This window comes from Tumidithrix elongata BACA0141 (assembly GCF_036349135.1).
Taxonomy (GTDB): domain Bacteria; phylum Cyanobacteriota; class Cyanobacteriia; order Pseudanabaenales; family Pseudanabaenaceae; genus Tumidithrix; species Tumidithrix elongata.
Window position 1 is genome coordinate 1 of record NZ_JAZBJZ010000119.1, and the last position, 16284, is coordinate 16284.

16 protein-coding genes and 1 pseudogene are annotated in these 16284 nt (G+C 43.2%); 7 read left to right on the forward strand and 10 right to left on the reverse strand.

Annotated elements, in window-relative coordinates:
- Nucleotides 1–381 (forward strand): DUF7718 family protein (locus V2H45_RS21040; protein ID WP_330485651.1); only part of this gene is annotated, 381 nt, incomplete at its 5' end.
- On the forward strand, nt 356–1183 hold the full coding sequence (locus tag V2H45_RS21045; RefSeq protein WP_330485652.1) for a hypothetical protein: 828 nt from the start codon (nt 356–358) through the stop codon (nt 1181–1183). The genes V2H45_RS21040 and V2H45_RS21045, both read left to right, overlap by 26 nt.
- Before the next feature lie 35 nt (nt 1184–1218).
- Here V2H45_RS21045 and V2H45_RS21050 read toward each other — a convergent pair whose 3' ends face one another.
- The 3 genes from V2H45_RS21050 to V2H45_RS21060 are packed head-to-tail and all read right to left on the reverse strand — an operon-like array spanning nt 1219 to nt 4282.
- Complete coding sequence (locus V2H45_RS21050; RefSeq protein WP_330485653.1) at nt 1219–2967, reverse strand: carbamoyltransferase family protein; 1749 nt, start codon at nt 2965–2967, stop codon at nt 1219–1221.
- 3 nt (nt 2968–2970) lie between these two features.
- Complete coding sequence (gene prmA / locus V2H45_RS21055) at nt 2971–3876, reverse strand: 50S ribosomal protein L11 methyltransferase (RefSeq protein ID WP_330485654.1); 906 nt, start codon at nt 3874–3876, stop codon at nt 2971–2973.
- 19 nt (nt 3877–3895) lie between these two features.
- Nucleotides 3896–4282: a DUF4346 domain-containing protein gene (locus V2H45_RS21060; protein ID WP_330485655.1), complete on the reverse strand. Its 387-nt coding sequence runs from the start codon at nt 4280–4282 to the stop codon at nt 3896–3898.
- Nucleotides 4283–4449: 167 nt separating this feature from the next.
- Here V2H45_RS21060 and purN point away from each other — a divergent pair, with 167 nt between their 5' ends.
- From purN to V2H45_RS21080, 4 genes are all read left to right on the forward strand, one after another.
- On the forward strand, nt 4450–5049 hold the full coding sequence (gene purN / locus V2H45_RS21065; RefSeq protein ID WP_330485656.1) for a phosphoribosylglycinamide formyltransferase: 600 nt from the start codon (nt 4450–4452) through the stop codon (nt 5047–5049).
- A gap of 87 nt (nt 5050–5136) precedes the next feature.
- Nucleotides 5137–5763: a Uma2 family endonuclease gene (locus V2H45_RS21070; protein WP_330485657.1), complete on the forward strand. Its 627-nt coding sequence runs from the start codon at nt 5137–5139 to the stop codon at nt 5761–5763.
- Nucleotides 5764–6238: 475 nt separating this feature from the next.
- Complete coding sequence (glmU, locus tag V2H45_RS21075; RefSeq protein WP_330485658.1) at nt 6239–7627, forward strand: bifunctional UDP-N-acetylglucosamine diphosphorylase/glucosamine-1-phosphate N-acetyltransferase GlmU; 1389 nt, start codon at nt 6239–6241, stop codon at nt 7625–7627.
- Between the two features lie 220 nt (nt 7628–7847).
- Nucleotides 7848–8345, forward strand: a complete 498-nt coding sequence (locus V2H45_RS21080; protein ID WP_330485659.1) for a hypothetical protein — start codon at nt 7848–7850, stop codon at nt 8343–8345.
- Between the two features lie 17 nt (nt 8346–8362).
- On the opposite strand, the gene V2H45_RS21085 is transcribed toward V2H45_RS21080, so the two are convergent.
- Complete coding sequence (locus V2H45_RS21085) at nt 8363–9652, reverse strand: SufS family cysteine desulfurase (RefSeq protein WP_330485660.1); 1290 nt, start codon at nt 9650–9652, stop codon at nt 8363–8365.
- Between the two features lie 279 nt (nt 9653–9931).
- On the opposite strand from V2H45_RS21085, the gene V2H45_RS21090 reads away from it, so the two are divergent.
- Nucleotides 9932–11881: a two-component system response regulator gene (locus V2H45_RS21090; RefSeq protein WP_330485661.1), complete on the forward strand. Its 1950-nt coding sequence runs from the start codon at nt 9932–9934 to the stop codon at nt 11879–11881.
- Nucleotides 11882–11935: 54 nt separating this feature from the next.
- Here the strand turns inward: V2H45_RS21090 and V2H45_RS21095 are convergent, their stop codons facing one another.
- The 6 genes and pseudogenes from V2H45_RS21095 to V2H45_RS21120 form a co-directional block, all read right to left on the reverse strand.
- Nucleotides 11936–12157, reverse strand: a complete 222-nt coding sequence (locus tag V2H45_RS21095; RefSeq protein ID WP_330485662.1) for a type II toxin-antitoxin system HicB family antitoxin — start codon at nt 12155–12157, stop codon at nt 11936–11938.
- Complete coding sequence (locus V2H45_RS21100) at nt 12154–12489, reverse strand: type II toxin-antitoxin system PemK/MazF family toxin (protein WP_330485663.1); 336 nt, start codon at nt 12487–12489, stop codon at nt 12154–12156. The genes V2H45_RS21095 and V2H45_RS21100 overlap by 4 nt, the downstream gene beginning before the upstream one ends.
- Complete coding sequence (locus tag V2H45_RS21105) at nt 12474–12668, reverse strand: hypothetical protein (RefSeq protein WP_330485664.1); 195 nt, start codon at nt 12666–12668, stop codon at nt 12474–12476. Before V2H45_RS21105 ends, V2H45_RS21100 begins: the two co-directional genes overlap by 16 nt.
- Before the next feature lie 12 nt (nt 12669–12680).
- Entirely contained in the window at nt 12681–15638 is a 2958-nt protein-coding gene (locus V2H45_RS21110) for an NACHT domain-containing protein (protein WP_330485665.1), read from the reverse strand.
- Nucleotides 15639–15729: 91 nt separating this feature from the next.
- Nucleotides 15730–16020: a transcriptional regulator gene (locus V2H45_RS21115; protein WP_330485666.1), complete on the reverse strand. Its 291-nt coding sequence runs from the start codon at nt 16018–16020 to the stop codon at nt 15730–15732.
- Nucleotides 15992–16231: pseudogene (locus V2H45_RS21120) on the reverse strand (type II toxin-antitoxin system RelE/ParE family toxin); the annotation flags it as partial. The gene V2H45_RS21115 and the pseudogene V2H45_RS21120, both read right to left, overlap by 29 nt.
- Between the last annotated feature and the right edge of the window lie 53 nt (nt 16232–16284).

Below are 16284 nucleotides of genomic sequence, written 5' to 3' on the forward strand. Positions count from 1 at the left end.
GAGTCCCTTTACGCAAAGATCTCTAGGCGTTGCATTTCATCCTTGAATTGGCGGAGCTTTGATCGTGAATATATAGGAATGCTGACAGATCGAGATCGAATGCGAGTACGCATTAAAACTCGTCAAACCCACCGTCCAACTTATGTGTTTCAACTAGAGTGTAAGTTTGAAAACATGGATAACTGGGTAGCCGTTATTCGAGCAGATGATTTTCACGATCGTCCTCATCTGGATATCCTCTCCCCAAATGGCAAATCTCGTAAGGAGTGGATACATGACTGGGGTGACGACAAACGTAATATGAAAGAAGCTCAGCAATTAATCAAAACTAGATGGGAAAAGGAGCGACAACGTTATGAATCTGAACTTAAACGACAATGAACGAAGTCACCTAGGGGCAGCTAACCTAGATAATTTTTTTTCTCATCTCAACTTTTTGGTAGATAATCCTGAAGCGGTTGAAACAATACCAAGTCTCTCGACTGTAGTCTACCAAGAAACAGGAGATGCTTGGATTGATGCCCAAAACGATCGCCTAGCGGTTCAAGCACTAGCCAATGGAGAAAACGTTCATCGTGTCATTGCTCCTGAGAAATTTTCCTTAACCTTTCCTGATGGACGCAAGGTCATTTTTAATACTTACTATCTATGGACTTCAAAGGAAGTTTCTCAACTCACAGGATTGACTATATCTCAAATACTCTTTCTAGAAAGAGAAAAAGCAATTGTGGCTTGTTTAGAGGATGAATATAACAAAAACAATAAATATTTCAATTTTTCTCAAATAATACAGTTCCAAGCATATAAACTAATTCTAGGTAACGAACCTAAACGACGTGGTTTTGGGAATAGTTTTGGAAAAAACGCATCTTTAAAAGGGGCAGATTTACGGAAGTTATTAAGTTTTTACGCTGACAATAAACTTAAAGTAGAGGTTCTTCAGCATTGCCCTGTTTTATTTGATGGGCAGATTTTTTCAATTGCACCCGATATGTCTGGTTCGCAAGAATTGTTATCTGTGATTTCCTCCTTAGATTGGAAATCTCATCCAACGCATACTGTAAAATTTTATCCACCATTGTTTGAAGTTTTTAAACAGTTGTGTGAGAATGCATTGAGGTTAACAGAATCTCAAGTGTGGACACAGAAAGAACTGGAAGAACGCTTAATGCTTGCAGCCTAATTTCATTGTAATTCCCACAGCTTCTTGATAAGTTCTCATCGCTCGATGTAGTGAGAACCTAAGACCAAAACATCCATGTGGGTGCGTAAAAAGCAGAGAATTGCTTCGTCGGGTGTGCGTACAATGGGCTCGTTCTCATTAAGGGATGTATTCAACAGCATCGGAACGCCTGTCCGTTCTGCGAAGGTGCGAATCAAATTCCAATAGAGTGGGTTGGTCTTGCGACTGACCGTTTGCAGGCGACCTGTCCCATCGACATGGGTAACCGCAGGAATCAGCGATCGCTTCTCAGGTCGCACCAAAAATACTTTCTCCATAAATGGAACCTGCGACGAAGCATCGGTAACCTCAAAATATTCGTTAACAAACTCTTCTAGAATGCTAGGGGCAAAGGGTCGAAATTTCTCGCGGAACTTAATTTTGAGGTTAATCGTATCCCGCATATCCATGTGACGCGGATCGGCTAAGAGCGATCGATTGCCCAAGGCTCTAGCGCCAAATTCCATGCGACCTTGAAACCAGCCCACTACTTTCCCCTCGCATAAAGCTGCCACGACTTTATCGAGTAATTCCCGTTGCTCTAAATAGGGATAGATCTGTAGCGATCGCAGAGGGTGACGTTCGATCGCTGCCAGACAGGCATCATCCGAGAATTCCGAGCCCCAGTAAGCATGTTCCAAAGTAAAACTGCGCGGCTGCTTGAGAATTTGATGCCACACATAAAAAGCTGCACCAAAGCAAGTGCCATTATCGGCAGCTCCCGCAGGCACATAGATATTCTGAAACGGTGTTTGTTGGTGAATTTTGCCATTGGCGACGGAGTTCATTGCGACTCCCCCCGCCAAACAAAGATTCTCCGTTTTGATAGGATTTCGTTCGTACAGGTGTTGTAAAAGATGGAATAGAATCTCTTCCGTCACTGCTTGTAAAGATGCCGCAATGTTTTGGTGCTTCGCAGTTAATTCTTCCTGCGGTTTTCGGCTAGCTCCCAGTAAATTCTCTAGCTCAGGACTATGAAAGGGCGCTACTGTGGGCGCACCGTCATCCCAGCTCATCGTAATGCCCTGTTGGTGATGGTTGAAATAATCAAGGTTTAGCTCCAGACCTTCGCCTTGAGGATAGACAATCCGCCGAAAAGCCTCTAAATACTCAGGTTCTCCATAGGGAGCCAATCCCATGACTTTATATTCATCGCCATAGGCAAGGAATCCTAAATAGAGCGTAATGGCATTGTAAAAATAGCCAAGCGAATGGGGATAGAATGTGCGATCGAAGTATTGTAATTGATTACCCTCACCTGCGCCTGACAGGGTACTGACAAAATCCCCCATGCCATCAATCGAAAGAATTGCGGCGCGATCGAAGGGAGAAGTAAAAAAAGTAGAAGCGAAGTGAGTGGAATGATGTTCGAGATTGTGAAATGTGGCGGTAAGGGATTCTGGATCGCAGTCACAGGCGATCGCGAGATTTTGCTTGAGACTGAGGGATTTCGTTTGCTTGACAAACCGATCTAACAGAGATTGCAAACTGGGACGTTGCTGCAAGGCGAACATCAGTTTGCGATTGAGATTTGCCTTGGGATTATAGGAAATTGCCACATGGTCGAGGTCAACTCCAGATAACTTCCCGACCTCTAGACAATACCGAATCGACTCTGATGGGAACCCAGCCCAGTGCTTGATGCGGGTAAAGCGTTCCTCTTCGACTGCTGCCACTAGCTGGCCATTTTGGAGTAAGCAAGCTGAGCTATCACCGTGATAGGCATTAATGCCAAGAATATTCATGGCTTACGATCTGCGTATGGTTAAACAACTCCATTCTTGGCGCTTCCAGAGAGTTGCCACAATCCATTTATGTTTATCTAAAACTTCAGCTACTTTTGGAAATTGCTCGACCAAAATACCGCTCAAGATGCCCCAGCCATCTGGTTTGATCAGTTGCTCAAATTTGGGAATCAGTTCCACAATCACATCTGCCAAAATATTGCAAGCAAATCCATTCACTGGTTCAGGGATATGAGCCAGAAGGGTATCGAGATTTCCTTCTGTCACCCAAATTTTATCTTCGGGAATGTGATTGAGTTCGCGATTATGATGCGTGGCTTTGATCGCCAAAATGTCAGTATCTACGGCATAAACCTTATGGGCATTAAGCAAGACCGCACCGATGCTCAAGATGCCAGAGCCGCAACCAATATCAGCAAAGGTCGCCGTACTATCTGGAGTTAAACCATACAGACGCATTTCTAAGGCTTCGAGGCAAAGCTGTGTGGTGGCATGGGCACCTGTCCCAAACGCACTGCCAGGATCGAGCCTCAAAATGTGACGTTGCTCTTCTTGGGGTGGTTCTATCCATGCAGGATAGATCGTAAAGGAATCGCCAATTTCTTGAGGATGCCAGTGCTGTTTCCAGCTACTCGACCAATCTTCTTCGTCGATCAATACCCATTTGGCAATCGGAGGCTCTTGACCGCTGACGATCGCATCTTGACGCAACAATAACGACAGGGCTGCCAAGTCTAACGAACTTGCTTTTTCTGTGGGTAAGTAAGCCCGTATCGAAATCTGAGTCCCTTTCACCTGACTGGCAGTGCCTTGACAACCAAACATTTGTAACCGCCAAAACACCAGTTCCTCCAATGCGCAATCGGATCGGACGAGGATTTCCCACCAATGGTTTGTTAAGGATGGCATTTGGCTTCTCATTACAGGATCAGTCTTGAATGTATTCTTGCTGGTGGAGCAATGCCCATTCGGCTTTTTGTGCTTCTCTACCGAGGTAGGCAGCATGATCTAGCATCGTTACTAGACAGGGCTGCGATCGCTCAAATATCTCTACGCACAATTCTTTAGCCGTTCTAGCTTGAAAGATTGTACTAGCCTCCCGTACAACTTTGCCCTTAGCAGGAATTGGTTTACCTGTCTCTGGATCGACTGCTAGCCCTCGTTCGTCAATCACATTGGTAAAGTGCTTGGCGCAGATTAAGTCTTTGTCTCGGTCGAGATAAATAATAAAGTAGCCACCCGGATCTAGGGCTATGGTTCGCTTGGAAAGTTCGTCGTCGATAGACGCGATCGACTCAGTAGCAGTCAGAGACATAATTCAGAGACAGTGTAAACAAAATAAGAACATTAAGCAAGCAGGGGAGTTAAGTTGTCAGTGTTCAGTTGTCGGTCTTCAATCCCAAAACTAATAACCGATAACCAATAACTGCTACCAAACTGTTAACCGCTATATTTAGTGCTTATCTATAATATCTTAGTTGCATGACTACAATCTCACAGCCAGTTTCTACAACAGTCTCCTTAGGAGTTTTAGCTTCCGGTAGCGGTAGTAATTTAGAAGCGATCGCGCAAGCCATCTCAGAGGGGCGGCTCAATGCCAAGATCGAGGTTTTAATCTATAACAACCCTGATGCCTATGTGCGACAAAGGGCAGAACGGCTAGGGATCCCCGCTGTTTTACTCAATCACCGCCATTACAAATCTAGAGAAGCCTTAGATGCAGCGATTATTGAAGTTTTGCAGGCACATCATGTCGATCTCGTAATTATGGCGGGTTGGATGCGCGTAGTGACGCAGGTTTTGATTGATGCCTTTCCCGATCGCATTTTGAATATTCATCCTAGTTTGCTGCCCAGTTTCCCCGGCATTCACGCGATCGACCAAGCTTTAAATTATGGAGTCAAGATCGCTGGTTGCACCGTGCATATTGTTAGCCTTGAGGTAGATTGCGGTCCAATTTTGCAACAGGCGGCTGTGCCCGTGTTACCCGATGATACGCCTAGTTCGTTACAGCAACGCATTCAGGTACAAGAGCATTCGATCTATCCCAAAGCGATCGCGGAGTACTGCCAAAAGCTCTAGACCCAAAGCTCTAGACCAAAAACTTTAAATCAAACACTCGAGACCAAAAACTTTAGAATATATACAAGTCTCGCACCCTAACATTTTATGATTGCGCAACCTCAACAAAGCCACATGACTCCTCAAGAGTATCTAGAATGGGAGTCGCATCAGCAAATTCGTCATGAGTACATCGACGGAGAAGTATTTGCTATGGCAGGTGGGACAAGATCTCACAATCGAATTGCCTTAAATTTGGCAACAAGTCTAGATAGCTATCTCCAGAATAAGGGATGCGAATTTTATGCTTCCGATGTCAAGGTTCAACTCTCGAAAGCGAGCGCCTATCACTACCCCGATCTGGTGGTTACCTGCGATCCTAGAGACATAGAAGCTGAAGATCGAGGGAACAATCTGTTTGTCCAGTATCCTTGTTTAATTGTCGAGGTTCTATCCCCATCAACCGAAGCCTACGATCGCGGAGGCAAGTTCATGCAATATCGCAAGCTCGAAACCTTACAGGAGTATGTTTTGATTCAATCCGAACAAATCGGTGTGGAGTGTTTTAGGAAAAATTCACAGGGTCTTTGGGTACTCTATCCCTATGAAAAGGGTGAAACTCTGACCTTAGAGAGTATAGGGTTCTCTTTGCCCGTTGAAGCTCTCTATCGACAGGTTCGCTTCGATCTAACAGAAAGTACCAATCAATCGAGCGAACGTATCAATGTAACGTAGGATAAAGCAGCGATCTTGGTAGAACTCATTTTTCTCAATCTCGTTGGAAATAGCAATCCTCTTGTTAGGATCTATGCCAAACAGCAGTTCCAGTTCACAGCGATCATAAAATCTCTTTTTGATTCCCTCCCTTACGCGAATTTATACTTCCGATCGCAGATCTAGCCAAATTTGCTAAGGACAGTCTCTTGAAGTCATGTCTCACAGAACAAGAGGGATCTCATCCTTATTGGAACTCTGCCTATAACAAACAATCCTACAATTTCCATCAGTTTGGCAACGACTTTCTCTAAGGGGAATTTAGGGAAATTTGCAGCACGCGATCGATAGTGCTCGGTGACATACCCTTCCTGAAATTATTGGATCGAAAATATTTGGGGCATTTAGAGGGTAAGTGTGTTAGTTCAGTCTGTTTCTGGAGAAACTCTGAGGTAGAATGTTGAACGCACAGGAGATAGACGGAATAGGTAGGCTAATGTTAGCAGTAGCGGTTTTGGCGGCAGGTAAGGGAACGCGGATGAAATCCACACTGCCTAAAGTATTGCAGCAGCTCGGCGGGCGATCGCTGATCGAAAGGGTGCTTGACATTCCCGATGCCCTATCTGTTCAACCCACCGATCTTTATGTCGATCGCAAGCTGGTAATTGTCGGTTACGGTAGCGATCTGGTGCGTCAAACCCTCAGCGATCGCACAGATATTGAGTTTGTCGAACAGGCACAACAACTGGGCACAGGTCATGCCATCCAACAATTGATCGAACCCCTTGCCGATTTTTCAGGAGATTTAGTCGTCTTGACGGGGGACACGCCTTTACTGCGCCCTGAAACCGTCCAAAACCTAATTGCCTTTCATCAAAAGCAGGGAGCGGCGGCAACGGTTTTAACCGCGATGTTGTCCGATCCCACTGGGTATGGTCGCGTCTTCTGCAATCAAGCCATGCAAATTGAACGCATTATCGAACATCGAGACTGCAATACCGCACAACGCCAAAATCGCAGGGTAAGTACGGGCGTGTATTGTTTCCGTTGGAGCGATCTCGCCCAAGCTCTGCCTAAATTAACTACAGATAACGATCAAAAAGAATATTATTTAACGCAAGTATTTGACTTTATGCAGCCTGTGATGGCGGTAGATATCGATGATTATGAAGAAAGTTTTGGCATTAACGATCGCATACAGTTAGCCCATGCCTATCAAGTATTACAAACACGTACTAGAGAGAAATGGATGCGTGAAGGCGTAACCATGATTTTGCCTGAAACGATCACGATTGAAGATACGGTCGAACTTGCCCCCAATGTGGTGTTGGAACCCCACACTCACCTGCGCGGAAACACCCGTATAGCCTCGGGGGCACAGATAGGGCCGAGTAGCCTAATTACCAATAGTGAGATCGGTGAGAATTGTCGGGTTGTGTTTTCTGTGGTTGAGGATAGCCAAATTGGTGCGGACTGTCGAGTTGGGCCCTATGCCCATATTCGTGGCGAATCTCATGTGGGCGATCGCTGTCGGATTGGCAATTTTGTCGAACTTAAAAAAGCACACCTCGGCGATCGCACCAATGCTGCCCATCTCAGCTATTTAGGGGATGCCAAGATCGGCAATCGGGTTAACATTGGGGCAGGCACGATCACCGCCAACTACGATGGATTTCAGAAACATCAAACCACGATTGGGGATCGCAGTAAAACAGGCTCTAACTCTGTGCTTGTTGCGCCTATTACCTTAGGTGAGAATGTGAATGTGGCAGCGGGATCGATCGTTACAGGGAATATTGAGGCAAATTCGTTGGCGATCGCGCGATCGCGCCAGGTGGTCAAACCCGATTATTACGACGAACAGGGGCGCAAGAAAAATCCTTAACCCATCCTTAATGAAGAAAAGGAAAACCTTTTGGACAATAAGTTTTAGGTCTTTATTTTTACAGATTTGCAAAGATTTTCCGTCAAATCCACCATCTCTATTCCTAGGATTGCTCCGAATCGAATCAAAGCCAAGACCGAAAATAAACCTGAATATAAAAATGACGTAAAACCGTCAGGTTTAGATCACAATAGTAGTAGCTCTCTTCTGTTCTTTGACGATGCAGTTTATTAATGCCAAACAAGCGTATCCACTCATTCTGGGAATGGTAATTGCCCTAGTGGGTGTGGGACTATGGCAAAAATTTGGTCCTGCACCCGTGCGTGAAACCACCGAACCACAAGCGATCGTGATTCCTGCTTTACCTAGTAGTTTTCCTCGACCAGACTCTTTGCCTGACACAGCACAGGGAAGTCTACGAGTGGGTAATCGTACCGATAGTCCCGTCAGAATTGTCCTACTGCTCCGAAAAGGCTCGCAAACATCGTGGAATCAAGTCGAACCCTTAAATTGGGACTTTGCCCCTAAAGAGGGAGGCTCAGAAGGACTACTGTTGTCTTTACCCAGTGAAAAGGTGGTATTGCGTAAGGGAGATATTATTTTTGCCTTTGCGATCGATGGCTCTAGAGCCTATTGGGGACCAAATGTCGTAGGGGAAACGGATGCCCCATTTTGGGACAAACAGCATAAAGAATGGAGTATGGTTTTACAGCCTTAAACAACAATTCCAAAACGCTAACTCATAACGCTATGAAAGAAACTCAGAGTATCTTTAAGAACCGTAATGAATCCATCAATCTCTGACTTAGTGTTGTAAAAGTACAGGCTTGCCCTTGCCGTACCACTAATGCCAAGATGGCGATGTAAGGGTTGCGTGCAGTGATGCCCCGACCGAATGGCTACACCCGACTGATCCAACATTGCCGCAATATCATTAGCATGAATATCACCCTTCACAGTAAAAGCAGCTAAACCTGCTCTATTTGTAAGAGGTCCATAGATGGTCAAATCAGGAATTTGCTGTAACTGCTCGATCAAGTATGAGGTCAATTCCTGCTCGTAGGCGTGAATTTTATCCATTCCGATCGCAGTGAGATAGTCCACAGCGGCACCCAGGGCGATCGCTTCGCCAATAGCAGGTGTACCTGCTTCAAATTTGTGGGGTGGCTCGGCATAGGTAGAGCGATCGAGAAAGACCTCGGCAATCATCTCACCACCGCCCATAAACGGTGACATCGACCGCAGTAGATCCAATTTGCCATAGAGAAATCCAATCCCCGTGGGCGCACACATTTTGTGTCCAGATGCTACTAACCAATCGCAATCCATTGACTGCACGTCAATAGGCATATGTGGAATGCTCTGACAGGCATCAATGAGAACCTTAGCTCCTCTAGCATGAGCCAATTGAATAATTTCTGAGACAGGTGAGACACACCCCAATGTGTTTGAGACATGAACCACCGACACCAGTTTTGTCTTGTCGCTCAGTAAAGATTTGTACTGCTCTAGATCGAATTCGCCTGTCGGAGTAGGGATGACAAACTTCAGAACAGCCCCTGTTCTCTGGGCGATTAACTGCCAAGGAACAATGTTACTGTGGTGCTCCATGACCGTGAGGATAATCTCATCGCCTTTTTGTAAGCTATCTAAGCCCCAAGCATAGGCAACAAGGTTGATCGCTTCACTAGCATTGCGGGTATAAATGATTTCTTGTGGCGATCGCGCATTGATAAACTTGGCAACCTTCTCTCTTGCCCCTTCATAGGCATCCGTGGCACGACCGCTGAGGGTATGTGCGCCGCGATGCACGTTAGCATTGTCATGCTCGTAATAACTACGCCAAGCATTGAGAACTGCGATCGGTTTTTGAGAACTCGCAGCATTATCAAAATAGATCAGAGGTTTACCATTTACTTCTTGATCCAAAATCGGAAAGTCGGCTCGGACTTTATCGGCTAGCGATGATGCTGAGGAATCAGTTGAGGGGTCAGTCAAAGATGACTTGACATAAGCTAAAGTCATGATGCGTATGGGGCACTCGTGAAGTTAAAAGAAAATTTAAAAGCTGGCAAATTAATTGTTTAATTAACGCATTTAAATTAACTAAAATAGATTTTCTAACTGCATCTTAACATTGCGTCTAGGTAGCAAGTATTACCAAAAATTTTTCTTGATTCTAAAATGCAATTCTCAGCAGGTTAGGTTTTATTGACTCTAAGCCATTGTTACCTTAATAAAAGACTTAAATAAGATTGCAAGGTTCATACAAATACCTCAAACTTCTCAGAATCACCCAACTGGGTGAACTTTTCGGTTGATGTTTTAATCTTTGGCTCAGCCTATACTGCTAAAGTTCTCTCCCTTATTCAGAATAAATTAGGATTGTTGTATGCAATTCTTCCACAGAGCATGACATTTATGGATGAGTCAGCAATTGATGTTGTAAAGGGTAAAATTTTAGTTGTTGACGATACGCCAACGAACGTAGAGCTTTTAATAGATTTTCTGCCTAACTGGGGTTATAAAGTAGAAGCTGCAAACTGCGGCATGGCAGGACTAAACGCAGCAAAAACTTTTGCCCCCGATCTAATCCTCTTAGATATCAAGATGCCTGACATCAACGGCTATGAGGTGTGTCAAAGACTCAAAGCCGATCCGACAACACAAGATATTCCTGTGGTTTTTTTGAGTGCCCTCAATGAGGTTTTAGATAAAGTCAAAGCATTTGAAGTAGGGGGCGTAGATTATATGACCAAACCCCTACAACTTCGGGAAGTGCTTGTGCGGGTAGAAAATCAAATGTCTTTGCTAGCTGCAAAAGCTGAAATCAGAAAGTTAAATACCGATCTTGAGGAACGTGTAAAGCTGAGAACTGCTCAATTAGAGCAGGAAATCCAAAAGCATATCTCAACTCAAAAACAGCTTCAGCATTTGGCTTTCCACGATCCGCTGACAGATTTACCCAATCGATCGCTGTTTATCGATCGCCTAGCACAGTCACTGAAACGGATCAAATATTGTGCAGACTATAGCTTTGCTGTTTTATTCCTCGACTGCGATCGCTTTAAGTTTATCAACGAGTCCCTTGGTCATCTATTGGGCGATATGCTGCTCGTAGAGTTTTCCGACCGCCTCAAGCAAAAAATCCGTTCGGTTGATAGCGTGGCACGCTTCGGTGGTGATGAATTCTCAATTTTATTAGAAGAATTGGAAGATCCAGGAGATGCGATCGCGGCTGCAAATCACATTATTGAATCTCTATATTTAGAACCTTTCATTTTAGGCGACAAAGAAATTTTCATCAATGTCAGTATTGGCATTGTTTTTGGAAATCCAAATTATGATTTGCCTGACACAATTTTACGGGATGCCGATACAGCGATGTATCAAGCTAAAGCAAATGGAAAAGCCTGCTATCAAGTCTTTCATCCCGACATGCATGTTCTTACGCGCAAAGTCTTTGAATTACAAACAGATTTAAGACTAGCTCTAGAACAACAACAGTTTCTACTTTATTATCAGCCTGTCATTTCCTTAGCTACTGGCGATCTGGTTGGCTTTGAGGCACTCATTCGTTGGAATCATCCTACAGAAGGCTTTATTCCCCCGTCTCAATTTATTCCTGTTGCCGAAGAGACTGGACTGATTGCCCAAATTGGAGAATGGACATTGAGAGAAGCTTGTAGTCAAATCAAAGCTTGGCAAGAAAAGTTTGAAAAACTATTCTCCGTTAGGATCAATGTAAATCTTTCTGTCAAACAATTTTCTCTCCCCGATCTGATGGATCGCATCGATCGCATCCTTGCTGATACAGGTGTTAGCGGCAATATGCTAAAGCTGGAAATCACCGAAACTGCAATTATGGATAATGCTGAATCGGCGGACTTAATTATCAAGCAACTTAGGGAACGCGAAATTCAACTCTGTATTGATGATTTTGGTACGGGCTATTCCTCTCTCAACTATCTGCATCGTTTTCCAGTTAAAACCCTTAAAATTGATCGCTCCTTTATTAGCATTATCGAAGATAGCAATTTAGATCGATCGAATAAGTCCTTGATTGTGCAAGCGATCGTTACCCTGGCTCATCAATTAGGCATGGACGTTGTTGCTGAGGGTGTTGAAACGCTCGAACAAGCCATGTATCTTAAGCAAATTGGATGCGAATTTGCCCAAGGGTACTACTTTGAGAAGCCCCTACCTCCCACTCTCGCAGAAAAAATAATTATCAAAGGGAAATATTTAATCTGACGAATCTGGGCTTTGAGTGTTTCAGGTAAATTACGAGCTATTGTGTTTGCCTCACTAGGCGACAATTTGATAGATCGCAGGACGGTAACGTGGTATTGGAACTGTTTTACCCTCTGCTTTTGCAGCTTCGAGCCACGCTGTTTTAGCGAGAATAACTTCATGAAGTGCTTGTTCTGGACTGTCACCAATGGCTGAGCAAAATTTAAGATCGGGAATATCGGCAATGTAAGCTTCGTCTTCTTCGCTGTAGAAAATATTGATGTGATAGTCTTTCATGTCATATTTAGTATCTCGATAATTTTAGCGATCGCTTCACTAGTTTTCGTGGATTTGAGATGCCCCGCAACAGATAAAATAATTGACCGATCTGCAGTGAATATGCGATTGGGTCTAATGTTGCTGGATTTATTGAGACTACCTGTTTCAAAGTCATCATGATCGATGCCAACTGCATAGGAATCAGCGATCGCTTGACTGGTAATCTGGCACAAGATCAGATCGTCACCTTGCAGATTGGCTATGACTAATGCTGGGCGACGCTTACTTTGTGACAGATCGGAGAATGGGAAAGGAACGATGACGATATCACCTTTTACAGGTCTTGCCATGCTTCGTCTTCCTCTGGGCTAAGCCAGTCTTTTGCTAAGGATGATTCGCTCATGATGCTGATCTCTGTTTTTTCTTGTAAGTATTTGGACTTGAGCGATAGTAGAAATTCTAATACTTGCTCTAATAATGGTTCTGGAACTTGCTCAATTTCACGGGCGATCGCTTCTTTGGTGTTCATAGTATCTCCTAATCAAATTTCTGATAGCCAAGCTTGAATTTTTGCAATGAGTTGTTCGGTGGTTTGTACTTTTGGGAAAGAACGGATATGGATAGGTGCGATCGCTATTTGTTGGCATAGCTGCGCGATCGCTTCAGTTTCCTCACGGCAATACAAAGCGATCGCTAATTTCTCGGCACCAAGATCAATCTGTAGGTTAAGTAGTATTCGCTTCAAGCTTGTAATCCGTTGAATTTCTGGAATCCTATGTCCCAAAGAGCTAAAAATTCTAATGCCAATCTCTTCAGCAATTGTATTTGGATCGATTTCTTGTTCGAGTTGTCGCATATCAACCACTAAACATCGTATTTCTGGATGTTTGGTGGAGTGATCGAGTTCTTCTTGGACTACATCACGATCTATTAACTGACTTGCTAAATAACTCAAATCTTGTTCCTTAATGGGCATTTGGGTAAATGCTTCAGAATGCCATGATTCATAAAAATCTTTATAATTCATCAATTCTGAACATCGCCATAGAAAATGATACGAAAGGTTATCAGCTTCAGCAGATCTATCTTCAGTTTGAGTCCAAATCCATTTTGAAATTTCGCCAACTATTGCGCTAAGTAAAGATGGTTTGGTTGTTTGCGGTATACAGCAATTAATCAAATAAGGTTTGATGCTAAACCATTGGTGAAATGGGCTACTATCACTAACTTCATCATATTGAATTGAATCAATAAGCCGAATAATTTCTTGAGGATTTGCAAAGTCAATTTTTATTAGTGATTCGATAGCTCTATCTATTTGAGGGTTAGACTCGGTTGGATTAGATTTATATCCTGCGTAACCATCTAAGCCATCCATTCGTCCAAGGAATTGATCAATCTCATTAGTTACAGATCTCAAGATTTCAACTATTTTGTCTTCATCAATGCTGTCGAGTGAAAATCTTATGCATCCAATAGTTGGATTTATACCATAACAGCGTAAGTAATATTCGAGAAATGTATGAATGTCATTGTAATCATCTATTTCTAAAGCTTTTAATAAAAGATTTTTGAAGTAATCTAATTCATCTCTGACCCTCTCATACTTAGAATTGATTAAAGCTTGTTTCGCGGATTCCTGAATAGGGAATGGGAATCTTATCCAGCTTTGAGTTTCATCTTCAAGGCATCCAAATGCATACTGACATAATTGCAGCATGACATTATCTACATTCTCTTGAGAACAATCTATGTACTCTGCCATTAATTTTGCTGCTAAAGCTATGGACTGATAGCCATAAAAATATTTTCCAAACTGAGCAAAACAGTAATTGTTCTCTTTGAATTCAGCTAGTTCACCAATTAATTTGTTTTTCTCGTTACTTTCTTTGGAAGCCATTCCAATCCAGAACAATGCGACCTCTGACCATTGTGACTCAAAAATATGGTAGCACCCAGAAATTACATCATCAGGCTTGTTTAACAGAAAAAAGTTGTGTTCGTCGATCGCTAAAGCAGCAAAATACTCTTGAAAAGATGGATGATAAAAAGCATAAACTTTCTCTAGAGGATTTTCAGCGGCAACACCAATCTCATTTAACCAGTTGAGTTTAAGCGCTAGATCGAATAAATCAAGATCGAATTCTCTCAAGACATTTTTAATAAATGTCTCAGTCAGACGAAAACGCGAAGTTTCACCATCAATAGCTCGTTTCGCTAATTCTCCCAATGCTCGATTGAGTTCGTCCTGTTTGGTGTGGGTGAGTTCAATCTGTATTTTTCCTTGATTCCATTCATAAAATGCATCAACAAACCAAGCATAGAGTCCAGCTTTTGTCTCAGGCAGTTCTCCTTGACTTAATTGCCAACTATAACAAAGCAAAGTCAACCGCAAAGGGTTTTTTACCATATCGCGGATACGCTCTTTTCCCGATTTTTCTAAGGCTTGTTTTAAACCCACAGCTAATTCTGGAGTACGAACAAACCACTTACCAATAAATTTATAGACATCATTGGGATACTCAAAATCTAGATTTCGATAGACATCGAAATTCGTCAGAGCATTTTTACCAGTGTCCCAAACGTTTACCCGACAGGTGAGAACAACTCGAATATTATTGAGCCAGCTTTCACGTAGTTGAGTAGATAAATCGGAAAGCGGATTGCTAACCGTCATCTCATCAACACCATCTAGCAATAACCACACCTTCCCAGACTCGATCGCCTCTCCTAGCGATTCTTTCCATGCTTGTGGAGCAGTCTCAATCTCACCTGAAGCATCACGCACCCAATTTTCAAATAGATATTCCCTTAGACTTTTCGCTCCCAAATCTGTCAAAGAAATCCAGACTGGAATATCATCACTTTCTTCCAGCAACCACGAACCGATTTTCTGTAGTTGTGTGGTTTTTCCTGCTCCCGCCTCCCCAATCACAGCAATTCTTTTACCATTGCTGATTTTCGTATTGCCCCGCAAAAGCACCTCTTCAAAAAACTCATCATGAGTAATTGGCGCAACCTTTTCCTCATATAACTCAGATCCGCGATCGGGCATACCTTCTTCTGCGTTTCGTCTTGTTTTTTGCGTCCGTTCCACCACACCCAAAGGTACAAAAATATCGTCAAAATCAAAGCGAATACCATCCCCAGCAGTTAAAACATCAGTAGTAAGCCTCTTCAAATTATCTAGCATTCCCTTACTTACGCTTCGCCAGTTCACAACACTTGGGCTTGGTGTAGAGTTTTTAGACGAGCGATACCATTCTTGCGGATCAACTAAATCGGTTGGATTGATGTCTAACACTTTTGCAATTGCTTGAATTGTCTTTCTTTCAGGTCGGTGTCCATTACGAATGCGCGTAATAGCTTTACCTTCCTTGTCAAGTCCAGCCTTAAATGTAAGGTCTATATCTCCAAGACCTTTTTCTTTCATTTTCTGTTCTATGAGGCTTATACCATTATTAGTAATCGCAAAACCTCTTTTACGAGTCTCTTTCATATTGTTGTGGTTTCACAGTGGTTAGTAGCTTAACTAAGCTATGACCTAAAAGAAATGACAATTTAGACAGTTAAGGACAAATAAGCAATGTCTAAGGTTTAACAGTCACTGTTAGCTTTAGCCCCAAACTATCCAACCACGCCCCCAACTCATACACGGCAAGGCTTTTATTATTCGTGCCAAAATCTTTTACCCATTGGCGATCGCTTTCATCTCCCAATGCCAAAGCCACATCATCAAGTGCCGCAGGCAATAACTCAGGCTCAGGATTTTCTTCCTCCAAAATTGCCGCGATATAGCCAGCCGCTCTTTCAGGATCTTGGAGAGAGTTAATTAGATGCTCTTGATAATCTCTACTCGTTGGAGCTTTCACGCTTTGCATAATCTTTCCAATACTCCTTAGCTAATCTGATATCTCGGTCTTGCGTACTCTTATCACCACCACATAGCAAAAGCACAACCATAGAGCCAATTTGCCCAAAATAAACGCGATAGCCTGTACCGTAGTCGATCTTGAGTTCGCATACACCCTCACCCACTGACTTGTAGTTGCCTAGATTCCCAAGCGCTACCCTTTTAAGTCTAGCTTTTATTGTAATTGCTCAACTTAGAGGAAATAATGCTTCGAGGGGGTTCAAAGCCACAA

What these genes read in the sequence shown, in the direction of transcription:
- V2H45_RS21045 (WP_330485652.1), top strand. Translation starts at nt 356, where the DNA reads ATGAATCTGAACTTAAACGACAATGAACGAAGTCACCTAGGGGCAGCT.
- V2H45_RS21050 (WP_330485653.1), bottom strand. Translation starts at nt 2,967, where the DNA reads ATGAATATTCTTGGCATTAATGCCTATCACGGTGATAGCTCAGCTTGC.
- prmA (WP_330485654.1), bottom strand. Translation starts at nt 3,876, where the DNA reads ATGCCATCCTTAACAAACCATTGGTGGGAAATCCTCGTCCGATCCGAT.
- V2H45_RS21060 (WP_330485655.1), bottom strand. Translation starts at nt 4,282, where the DNA reads ATGTCTCTGACTGCTACTGAGTCGATCGCGTCTATCGACGACGAACTT.
- purN (WP_330485656.1), top strand. Translation starts at nt 4,450, where the DNA reads ATGACTACAATCTCACAGCCAGTTTCTACAACAGTCTCCTTAGGAGTT.
- V2H45_RS21070 (WP_330485657.1), top strand. Translation starts at nt 5,137, where the DNA reads ATGATTGCGCAACCTCAACAAAGCCACATGACTCCTCAAGAGTATCTA.
- glmU (WP_330485658.1), top strand. Translation starts at nt 6,239, where the DNA reads ATGTTAGCAGTAGCGGTTTTGGCGGCAGGTAAGGGAACGCGGATGAAA.
- V2H45_RS21080 (WP_330485659.1), top strand. Translation starts at nt 7,848, where the DNA reads ATGCAGTTTATTAATGCCAAACAAGCGTATCCACTCATTCTGGGAATG.
- V2H45_RS21085 (WP_330485660.1), bottom strand. Translation starts at nt 9,652, where the DNA reads ATGACTTTAGCTTATGTCAAGTCATCTTTGACTGACCCCTCAACTGAT.
- V2H45_RS21095 (WP_330485662.1), bottom strand. Translation starts at nt 12,157, where the DNA reads ATGAAAGACTATCACATCAATATTTTCTACAGCGAAGAAGACGAAGCT.
- V2H45_RS21100 (WP_330485663.1), bottom strand. Translation starts at nt 12,489, where the DNA reads ATGGCAAGACCTGTAAAAGGTGATATCGTCATCGTTCCTTTCCCATTC.
- V2H45_RS21105 (WP_330485664.1), bottom strand. Translation starts at nt 12,668, where the DNA reads ATGAACACCAAAGAAGCGATCGCCCGTGAAATTGAGCAAGTTCCAGAA.
- V2H45_RS21110 (WP_330485665.1), bottom strand. Translation starts at nt 15,638, where the DNA reads ATGAAAGAGACTCGTAAAAGAGGTTTTGCGATTACTAATAATGGTATA.
- V2H45_RS21115 (WP_330485666.1), bottom strand. Translation starts at nt 16,020, where the DNA reads ATGCAAAGCGTGAAAGCTCCAACGAGTAGAGATTATCAAGAGCATCTA.